Here is an 8,431-nt window from a genome sequence, read left to right as displayed (position 1 = left end):
CACATCGGCGACATTCTGTATGCCAAATTCAAATCCGAGTTCCCGGCCATTGTCGACCGCGTGCAGGTGACCATCTACACCGACGAACAAAAAGTGCTGGAAATGCGCGAAGAGGCACGCAAAGCCTACAAACGCCGGGACGACCGCTTGAAGCAGCTTAAGGACGAAACAGTGGACACCTTCTATTCCTGCACGCTGTGCCAGTCCTTCGCCCCCACCCACGTCTGCGTGGTGGCCCCCGAACGGGTCGGTCTGTGCGGCGCGGTGAGCTGGCTGGACGCCAAGGCGGCCTATGAAATCAATCCGCACGGCTCCAACCAGCCCATTCCCAAGGACGGGCTGATCGATGGCGTCAAAGGACAGTGGAAGACGTTCAACGATTTCGTCTTCAACAACTCGCAGCGTACCATCGAAGCGGTTAACTTCTATACGATCATGGAATATCCGATGACCTCCTGCGGGTGCTTTGAAGCGATCCTGGCCATGGTGCCGGAATGCAACGGCTTTATGGTGGTCAACCGGGAGCATGGCGGCATGACCCCCTCGGGCATGACCTTCTCCACCATGGCCGGCACCATCGGCGGCGGCGCGCAGATGCCCGGCTTCATGGGCATCGGCAAATCCTACCTGGCTTCCCGCAAGTTTGTACCCGCCGACGGCGGACTGGGCCGGCTGATCTGGATGCCCAAATCGCTGAAGGAACAGCTGCGGCCGATGCTGGAGGAGGCGGCGGAGGAAGCCGGTCTGGGCAAGGACTTTGTGGACAAGATTGCCGATGAGACGGTAGGTGTCAGCGGCGAGGAAATCCTGCCCTTCCTGGAAGAGAAGGGACATCCGGCGTTGACCATGGATTCCCTGATCTAGCGCCGGGACCCGGACAGCACAGAAAAATACTTTGAGCACAAGCGCAAGTAGTTAACCGGAGGACACCGGGCATAATACAGGTGTCCTCCGGGATATGTCTTGCTCAAGGATCATAGAAAGGAGAACAGGAGAATGGGTTTAACAGGTTTGGAAATTTTTAAACGGCTGCCTAAAACAAACTGCAAAGACTGCGGGCAACCCACCTGCCTGGCTTTCGCCATGGCCATGGCCGCCGGCAAGGCCGGTCTGGATCAGTGCCCCCACGTCAGCGACGAAGCCAAGGAAGCCCTTGGCGCCGCTTCGGCCCCGCCGGTGGCGCTGGTTAAAATCGGAACCGGCGAGAAGCAATGGGAACTGGGCAATGAAACTGTATTATTCAGGCATGACAAGCGTTTCGAACATCCCACCGCAATAGCCATTTCCGTGTCCGACACCATGAGTGCCGATGAAATCTCCGCCAAAGTAGCAAAAATAAATAAACTGGTCTTCGACCGGGTCGGGCAGACCCACAGTGTCAACCTGGTCGCAGTGGAAAACGCCTCCGGCGAAGCGGATAAATTTGCCGCCGCTGTAAAAGTGGCTTTCGACAATACGGAATTACCGCTGTTACTGATCAGCGAAGACACCGCGGCCATGGAAAAGGCACTGGAGGTGGCCGGGAGCAAGAAACCGGTGATCTGCGGCGCCACTGCAGCCAATTACGAAGCGATGACCGCCCTGGCCAAAAAGTATGACACCGCCCTGGTGGTGAAGGGGACCAATTTGAGCGAACTGGCCGATCTGTCGGAAAAGGTGATCGCCCTTGGTCACAAGCAACTGCTGCTGGACTCCGGCGCCCGGGAAGTAAACAAGGTGCTGGCCGACCAAACCCAGATCCGCCGTCAGGCCTTGAAGCGCTTCCGCCCCTTCGGCTATCCCACCATCGCCTTTGTCACCAGCACCGATCCGTTCCAGTCCGTGGTGGACGCCGGCATCTACATCACCAAGTACGCCGGCCTGATGGTCATGTCCAGCGCCGACCCGGCGGACATCCTGCCGCTGGTCACCCTGCGCCTGAACATTTACACCGACCCGCAAAAACCAATCGCCGTGGAATCAAAGATTTACGAAATCGGCACCCCGGGGGCGGATGCGCCAGTATTCGTCACCACCAACTTCTCGCTGACTTACTTCTGCGTGGCCGGCGACGTGGAGTCGGCACGGGTGCCGGGTTATATTCTGCCTGTGGACACCGACGGCATTTCCGTACTCACCGGTTGGGCGGCCGGCAAATTCACACCGGAAAAGATCACCGAAATGCTGCAGGGCTGCGGCATTGCCGACAAGGTAAACCACCGCAAGGTAATCATCCCCGGCGGCGTAGCTGTCTTGAGCGGCAAGCTGCAGGAGCTTTCCGGCTGGGAAGTGCTGGTCGGACCGCGTGAATCCGCCGGCATCGCTTCTTTCTTGAAACAACGCTGGAGCGCGTAAACGCCCGGGTCCGGTATCACCTGGAGGCACAATCCTGCCAGTCCGCTCCCGCGGCAATAAACGCAATAACAAACGGAGAAGGAAGGGAATCCAATGGCCTTTACCATTGCCATCGCCGGCAAGGGTGGTACCGGGAAAACCACCCTGGCGGCGCTTCTAATCAAGCTACTGATCGAGGCGGGAAAAGGACCGGTGCTGGCCGTGGACGCCGATGCCAACGCCAATTTAAACGAAGCGATCGGGGTGGAAATCGAGGACACCATCGCCGATATGATGGCCCGGATCAATAACAACATCGAACCACTGCCCGCCGGCATGACCAAGGATCAGTACGTGGAATACAAAGTGCACCAGTCCCTGGCCGAAGGGGACGATGTAGATCTGCTGGTCATGGGCGGCCCAGAGGGGCCGGGCTGTTACTGTTACGTCAACAACCTGGTACGGGGATTTATGCAGGAGTTGAGCAACAACTACCCGTATGTGGTCATGGATAACGAAGCCGGGCTGGAACACCTGAGCCGGCGCACCACTTCAAACGTGGATATCCTGTTCGTAAGCAGCGACGCCAGCGCCCGGGGCATTCGTTCGGCCGGACGGGTCAAAGAACTGGTCGATTCGCTGCAACTGGATATCAAAAAACTGTATCTGGTGGTTTCCAAGGTCACCGAAGGAACACTGGAGGCATTGAAAGAGGAAATCGAGCGCACCGGACTGGAGTTGATCGGCAGCATACCGATGGACACCCAGGTCTTTCAGTACGATCTGGAAAGTAAGCCACTGATTGCACTGCCCGGTGATTCACCGGTGGTCGCCGCAGTCCGGGAAATCATGACCAAAACGGGCATCCTTTGAAGGCACTGATCCAAGGCACTGATCTATAGAAAGGAGCGGAAATTATGCCTGTCACCATCGCCAAGGAAAGATGGACCAGCAAAGTCGGTGAGCTGGTTCTCGGCACCGAGCCCAATACAGTTAAAATCGGGGGCGAAAGCACCCTGCCCTTCCTGCATTTTGAAGGAGAAATGCCCAACCGGCCGCAAGTGGCCCTGGAGGTTTGGGACATGGAACCCGCCGGTTGGCCGGAAATACTCACTGCGCCTTATGCGGGCGTGTTGAATGACCCGGTAGCCTGGGCCAAAAAATGTGTTGAATACGGCGCCGATCTGGTCTGCCTGACCATGATCAGCGCCCATCCGGACAACAAAAACACCAGCCCCGCGGAATGCGCCAAAACGGCCAAAGCGGTGGCCGACGCGGTGGACGTACCGCTGATTATACTCGGCTGCGGAGTGGAAGAGAAGGACGCTCAGGTCCTGGAAGCGGTGGCCGAAGCGCTGGCCGGCAAAAACTGCCTGCTCGGCTGCGCCACCCCGGAAAACTACAAGACGATCACGGCCGCCTGCATGGTGCACGGCCACAACATCATCGCCTCCAGCCCGCTGGATATCAACCTGGAAAAACAGTTAAACATCCTGATTACGGAAATGAACCTGTCCGCCGACCGCATTGTGATTGACCCGTCCGTAGGCGCCCTGGGCTACGGCATTGAATACGCCTATTCGATCATGGAGCGCACGCGCATCGGCGCCCTCACCGGCGACAAAATGATGGCCATGCCCGTAATCTGCCTGGTCGGCCAGGAAGTCTGGAAGACCAAGGAGGCCAAGAGCAGCGCGGAAGAAGCGCCCGAATGGGGCGAACAGGCCAAACGGGCCATTTTGTGGGAAGTTATCACATCGGCCACCTTCGCCCAGGCCGGCGGCTCACTTTTTGTGATGCGTCATCCCGATTCCCTGAAACAATTCCGGGTACACATCGACAAGATGATGGAATCCAACGCATATTAATTTACTTTTAATATAGAAGGAGGCAAATTGCATGATCCTGATTGGCGAGCGGATTAACGGCATGTTTAAAGACATCCGGGAAGCCATCCTGAACAAGGATCCCGAACCCGTCCGTTACTGGGCCAAACGTCAGTATGAAAACTGCGCGTCCTACCTGGATGTCAACACCGGTCCCACTGTAGAGGCCAAAGATCAGCCCGCGGTGATGGAATGGCTGGTCAAGATCGCCCAGGAGGCCGCCCCCCTGCCGTGCTGCATCGACTCCACCAACCCGGAGGCCATCGAAGCCGGGTTGGCGGCACACAAGGGCAAGGCGATGATCAACTCCACCAGCGCTGATCAGTGGAAAATGGATATTTACATGCCGATGGCCGCCAAATACAGCGCCGCGTTGATCGGCCTGGCCATGAACGAAAAGGGCGTCCCCAAAAGCGCCGCCGACCGGGCCGCGCTGGCCATGGAAATTGTGGTCAACGCCGACGCCAACGGCATTCCGATGGAAGATCTGTATATCGATCCGCTGGTACTGCCCTGCAACGTCGCCCAGGAGCACGGCCCGGAAGCGCTGGAGGCGCTACGCCAGATCAAAATGCTGGCTGATCCGTCCCCCCGGACCACCATGGGCCTGAGCAACATTTCACAGCGCTGCAACAACCGCCACCTGCTCAACCGCACCTTCCTGATCATGTCCATGGCCTGCGGGCTGGATTCAGCGATTGCCGATGTGGAGGATCAGGAACTGCTAGACGCCGTGGCTGCTGCCAACATCATGCTGAACAAGGATATCTATTGTGATTCCTTCCTGAAAACATTCAGACAGAGATAAAACCTTCCGGACGGAACGGTTACTTCCCGGTACCGGCCCGGACCGGTTTGAAAAGGCGGCAGTGCGCACCTGCCGCCTTTTTGCTAAAAGTCAAAATAATTGACAGTCCAGTTGATAAATATTATACTAGGGACAAGGTGCGCAACGATTGCAGTTGCCGTCAAATCCGGCTTTTAGAGTGCCCTTTTCTTTCCTGGGCGTCAGATCGGTAACTGTTTTGCCATCCATTCCCTTTCAAACGGAGGTGAATATGCCAACCTCTTTTGGAATGACACTGCTTCCCGGCCGACTATAGAAAATCACACAGGGAGAAGAGGAAGGTTAATTATTAGTGAACATTGCTCCCGCAACTTCAAGCAAACCAGTTGAAAACGCCGGCACACCGAAATTAGGAGGACGGATGTGATGCAAAGATGACAGCCAACAAACCCGGACAAGTCGGGGCAGTACTGGTCGTAGGAGCCGGCATCGCCGGCATTCAGGCCTCCCTGGATCTGGCGGAAAGCGGCTATTATGTCTATCTGGTGGAAAAATCCCCGGCCATCGGCGGCACCATGCCTATGCTGGATAAAACTTTTCCCACCAACGACTGCTCCATGTGTATACTTTCCCCCAAGCTGGTCGAATGCGGCCGGCACCTGAATATTGAAACCATCACCAATGCCGTGTTGGAAGACCTGCAAGGCGAACCGGGTCATTTCAAGGCCACTATCGTGAAAAAGGCCCGCTACGTAGATCCGGAAAAGTGCACCGGTTGCGGTTCCTGCGCCGAAGAGTGCCCCATGGAGACCAAAGATGAATTCAATCAAGGACTGGGTGAAAGAAAGGCCATTTACAAGCTTTATGCCCAGGCCTATCCCAATGCCTATGCCATCGACAAGGATTTGTGCATTGAATGCGGCGCCTGCGTTGATGCCTGCCAGGCCGGGGCAATCGACCACGATATGGCGGACGAAACCGTGGAAGTGGAAGTGGGCTCGGTTATTTTAAGCCCCGGCTTCCAGAAGTTTGACGCCTCGGCACTGGAATATTACGGCTACGGCAGATATGCCAATGTGCTGACCAGCCTGGAGTTCGAACGCATATTAAGTGCCTCCGGTCCCTTCGGCGGTCACCTGGTCCGTCCGTCGGACAAAAAGGAACCGCAAAGAATCGCCTGGATCCAGTGTGTCGGCTCCCGCAACTGCAAGATCGAACACGGCTATTGTTCTTCCGTTTGCTGCATGTACGCGATCAAGGAAGCCGTCATTGCCAAGGAACACGCCGGTCATCCGCTGGACGCCACCATCTTCTTCATGGATATGCGCACCTACGGCAAGGATTTTGAGAAATACTACGAGCGGGCGAAAAAAGAAAGCGGTGTCAACTTCATCCGTTCCCGCATCTATGACGTTAACGAGGCCAAAGACGGCAGCGGCAATCTGACCATCCGCTACGCCAATGAAGACGGCAGTATTTCCAACGCGGAATTTGACCTGGTAATTCTGTCCGTTGGTCTGGAACCATCCGCTGATGTGGTGGAGCTGGCCAACAAATTGAATATACAATTAAACCAGTTCAATTTTGCCGACGTGCCGGCACTTACCGGCGTGGGCACCTCCCGGCCGGGTGTTTATGTGGCCGGTGCCTTCAGCGGTCCGCGGGACATTCCGGAAACCGTGATGCAGGCCAGCGCGGCGGCGTCCGATTCGTCAGTGATTCTTTCCGCGGCGCGGGGCTCGCTGGTGAAGAAAAAGGAATATCCGCCGGAAAAAGATGTCACCGGTGAAATTCCGCGCATCGGCGTTTTTGTCTGCCACTGCGGCATCAACATCGGCAGTGTGGTCAATGTGCCAGAAGTAGTGGCCTATGCTCAAAAACTGCCCGGGGTGTCCCTGGCCGAAGAAAAGCTGTACGCCTGCTCACAGGATACCGCCGGTCAAATCAGGGAAGCAATTGAGAAATACAATCTGAACCGGATTGTAGTAGCCTCCTGCAGCCCGCGCACACATGAACCGCTGTTCCAGGAGACGCTGCGCGAAGCCGGTTTGAACTCCAACCTGTTTGAAATGGCCAACATCCGGGATCAGTGTTCCTGGGTGCATATGAACGAACCGGAAAAAGCGACGGCAAAGGCCAAGGATCTAGTTAAAATGGCCGTTTACAAAGCCTCCCTGCTTCAGCCCATCCAGAGCGTCAGCCTGGGCATGAATCACGACGCACTGGTCATCGGCGGCGGGGTGTCCGGCATGACGGCGGCCGTCAGTCTGGCCAAACAGGGCTACAAAGTGCACCTGGTGGAAAAGGAGCCCCAACTGGGCGGCACCGCCCGGCGCATCCATACCGGTATGCGCGGCGAGGATGTGCAGGCCTTCCTCGGTGACCTGATTGCACAGGTGAACGGCAATGAATTGATCAAGGTTTATACCGGTACGGAAGTGGCCGATGTCAACGGTTTTGTGGGCAACTTCGTCACCACACTGTCCAACGGTGAAGAGATTCAGCACGGCGTGGCCATCATCGCCACCGGCGCCGAGGAATACAAACCGGCGGAATATCTGTACGGACAAAACGACCGGGTGATGAGCCTATTGGATATCGAAGGCGCCCTGTCTGCCGGCGATGCCAGGGTAAGCGGCGCCAAAAACTTCGTTTTCATCCAGTGCGTGGGCTCACGGGATGATGAACGGCCCTACTGCAGCCGCATCTGCTGCACCAAGTCCGTCAAACTGGCCCTGAAGATCAAAGAAGCCAACCCCAAGGCGCAGGTTTACGTACTTTACCGCGACATCCGCACCTACGGCTTCTTCGAAGAAATGTACCGCGAAGCGCGGCGCAAAGGCGTTATTTTTATCCGCTACGCGGTGGACAACAAACCGGTGGTTGAGGCCGACGGGGAAAAGGTGAAAGTTACGGTCACCGACCATGTGCTGGGCGTGCCCGTGATCATCAAAGCCGATGTGGTCGGCCTGGCGGCTGCCATCGTACCCCCGGCCGGCAACGCCAAGCTGTCCAAGTTCTTCAAGGTGCCGTTGAACCAGGAGGGATTTTTCCTGGAAGCGCACATGAAACTGCGTCCGGTGGACTTTGGTACCGACGGCGTGTTCATGTGCGGGCTGGCCCACGGACCGAAGAACCTGGAGGAAAACATTTCCCAGGCCAAAGCGGCTGTAGCCCGCGCCTGCACCGTGCTGGCCAAGGAGTCCATTGCCGTGGAAGGCAAGTGTGCCTTTGTCGACAAGCGAAAATGCGTAGCCTGCGGCGTCTGCGAATCGGTCTGTCCGTCCAAGGCCGTATCCGTGGACATGAAAGAAAAAGTGGCCGTGGTCAACGAGGCCCTGTGCAAGGGATGCGGCGCCTGTGCTTCCTCTTGCCGCAGCGGAGCCATCAACATCAAGGGATGCACCAACGAACAAATCGTAGCCATGATTAACGCGCTTTAGCA

Annotated in this window: 5 protein-coding genes and 1 pseudogene; all 6 read left to right on the top strand. The window is 56.8% G+C overall.

The features are described 5' to 3' along the window. Nucleotides 1-864, top strand: a pseudogene (locus A6M21_RS14490) (acetyl-CoA decarbonylase/synthase complex subunit alpha/beta); the annotation flags it as partial. Between the two features lie 132 nt (nt 865-996). Then, complete coding sequence (acsC, locus tag A6M21_RS14485) at nt 997-2,334, top strand: acetyl-CoA decarbonylase/synthase complex subunit gamma (RefSeq protein WP_066670175.1); 1,338 nt, start codon at nt 997-999, stop codon at nt 2,332-2,334. Nucleotides 2,335-2,427: 93 nt separating this feature from the next. Next, entirely contained in the window at nt 2,428-3,186 is a 759-nt protein-coding gene (locus tag A6M21_RS14480; RefSeq protein WP_066670172.1) for an ATP-binding protein, read from the top strand. 44 nt (nt 3,187-3,230) lie between these two features. Further along, complete coding sequence (locus A6M21_RS14475) at nt 3,231-4,181, top strand: acetyl-CoA decarbonylase/synthase complex subunit delta (RefSeq protein WP_066670165.1); 951 nt, start codon at nt 3,231-3,233, stop codon at nt 4,179-4,181. A 31-nt stretch (nt 4,182-4,212) separates the two neighbouring features. Continuing rightward, entirely contained in the window at nt 4,213-5,007 is a 795-nt protein-coding gene (locus A6M21_RS14470; RefSeq protein ID WP_066670162.1) for a methyltetrahydrofolate cobalamin methyltransferase, read from the top strand. 413 nt (nt 5,008-5,420) lie between these two features. After that, nucleotides 5,421-8,429 carry a CoB--CoM heterodisulfide reductase iron-sulfur subunit A family protein gene (locus A6M21_RS14465; protein ID WP_066670160.1) on the top strand — a complete coding sequence of 1,003 codons (3,009 nt, stop codon included), beginning with the start codon at nt 5,421-5,423 and terminating at the stop codon, nt 8,427-8,429. Nucleotides 8,430-8,431: the final 2 nt, after the last annotated feature.

It is taken from the genome of Desulfotomaculum copahuensis (genome assembly GCF_001655685.1).
In the GTDB taxonomy this organism is placed as follows: domain Bacteria; phylum Bacillota; class Desulfotomaculia; order Desulfotomaculales; family Desulfovirgulaceae; genus Desulfotomaculum_G; species Desulfotomaculum_G copahuensis.
Note: the sequence above shows the minus strand (reverse complement) of the source record. Positions and strands in the feature narration are given on the sequence as shown.